This window comes from Bradyrhizobium sp., from assembly GCF_049581145.1.
Classification (GTDB): domain Bacteria; phylum Pseudomonadota; class Alphaproteobacteria; order Rhizobiales; family Xanthobacteraceae; genus Bradyrhizobium.
The window spans coordinates 1-1,814 of sequence record NZ_JBAURI010000749.1 but is presented as its reverse complement, the minus strand read 5'-3'; the positions used below and the strand labels follow the sequence as shown (position 1 = coordinate 1,814).

2 protein-coding genes are annotated in these 1,814 nt (G+C 66.1%); one reads left to right on the top strand and one right to left on the bottom strand.

Annotated elements, in window-relative coordinates; genetic code table 11:
• Positions 1-132 precede the first annotated feature (132 nt).
• Positions 133-810, top strand: a complete 678-nt coding sequence (locus tag WCB02_RS24430) for a TetR/AcrR family transcriptional regulator (protein WP_423962201.1) — start codon at positions 133-135, stop codon at positions 808-810.
• A 23-nt stretch (positions 811-833) separates the two neighbouring features.
• Here the strand turns inward: WCB02_RS24430 and WCB02_RS24425 are convergent.
• Positions 834-1,814: DUF559 domain-containing protein (locus WCB02_RS24425; protein ID WP_423962199.1), on the bottom strand; the 981-nt coding region annotated here is incomplete at its 5' end.

Sequence of the window (1,814 nt, the reverse complement as noted above, 5' to 3'; positions counted from 1 at the left end):
AGGCCGGCCTGCCTCCGGATTGACCAGCCGCGCCCTGCTCAAAGCGGATGCAATTGACGCCGGAGAGCGATTATTTTGGACGCACAAAGATGCGACTTGATGAGGTCGCTGCGCTTCGCGTAACTTGCGGTCATGGGCAAAGCGGGCAAATCTTATTCGAAGAAGAAATCGGTCGGACCTCACGTCGCTGCCGGCGACGATGAATCGGCGCGCGGCCGGCTGCTCAGTGCGGCAACGCATCTGTTCTGCAAGGACGGCATCAACGCCACCGGCATCGACGCCATCATCGATGAAGCCGGCACCGCGAAGACGACGCTCTACAAATTGTTCGGCTCGAAGACCAATCTCGTGCATGCCGTGCTGGAGAGCGAAGGCAGGCAGTGGCGCGAATGGTTCATCGGCGCCATCGAGCAGGGCGGCGGCGACGCGCAGACCAAACTTGCGCGGATCTTTCCGGCGCTGAAGCGCTGGTTCGGCGAAGAGCGGTTCTATGGCTGCCCGTTCATCAATGCGGTGGCCGAGCACGACAAGGATCAGAAACAGTTCCGCTCCATCGCGCTCAAGCACAAGAAGGTGGTGCTTGCCCATATCGAGAAGCTCGCGGGCGAAATGGGCGCGGCCGAGCCGGAAATGCTGGCGCATCAACTGGCGCTATTGATCGACGGCGCGATCGTCGCCGCCATGGTGTCGCGCAATCCCGGCGTCGCCGACACCGCGGGCCTGGCTGCGGGCTCGCTGTTCGAGCCGGCAAAGGCAAAGAAGCCGAAGCGCGCGGGCAACGCCCCGGCGCAGCTGGTCGCGGTCGTGTAGATCGCGCCCACTTGGCCGCGGCGCTACTTCGGTTCTGAAATCATCCTCTCAAGCCGCGCCAGCTCCTGATCCAGAGCGCCTTCGACATCGGCAGCCCTGATCTCGATGACCCGATAGTTGCGGCTCTCGAGCCAGGCCCGTCGCGCGGCGCGGTCTGCGGTAATGGCGTCGGACTCGCCGGCATTGATCAACTCGATCGCCAGCCGGTGCACGAAGGAGACGAAATCCGGAATCTGGCGGCCGACCGGAGTCTGGCGCTTGAACCGGCCGGCGAAGCGGCGGTCGCGGGTCAGGGCCTGCCAGAGCAAGCGCTCGGCATCGGTCGGATTGCGCCGGAGCAGCCGCGCCAGCCCGCGCAACGAGCCGCTGGAGTCCGGGGACGAACTGCCCTGCCCCTGCTCGGCCAATAGCGCGCGCAGCCGTGTCGCCTGTTCGCCATCGAGCACGCCGCCCTTCGCCGGGCCCTTGCGGCCCTCGGCGATCGCCATCACCACGCCGTGCAGCGTGTGCATGTCCTGCTTGGTCGGCTCCATCCGGGTGAAGATGTTGCGCAGGTTCACCAGCATGGTGTCGCGCTTTTCCGCCGGGCGCAGGAACTCGACCTTGTCGAGCTCGCGCACGAGATTCTCGAAAAAGGCGTCCATCTGGTGCTGGGACGCGCGTTCGGAGCGCTCGGGCATCGCGAACGGCAACGCCGCCGCGGTCGACAGCTTGAACCATTCGTAGCCCATCAGCAGCACCGCCTGCGCCAGGTTGAGCGAGGCAAAGCCCGGATTGACCGGAAAGGTGACGATGCGGTTGGCGCGCGCCACCTCCTCGTTGGTCAGGCCCGAGCGCTCGCGGCCGAACAGGATGCCGGCCGTCCCGCCACCGCCATGCGCCACGATCTCGTGCGCGGCCGCCTCAGGCGCCACCACCGGCTTGGCCTGGTCATGGGCGCGCGCGGTGGTCGCAAACAGCAGGTCGAGGTCGGCCACGGCGGCATCGAGGTTCTCGAACAGCTC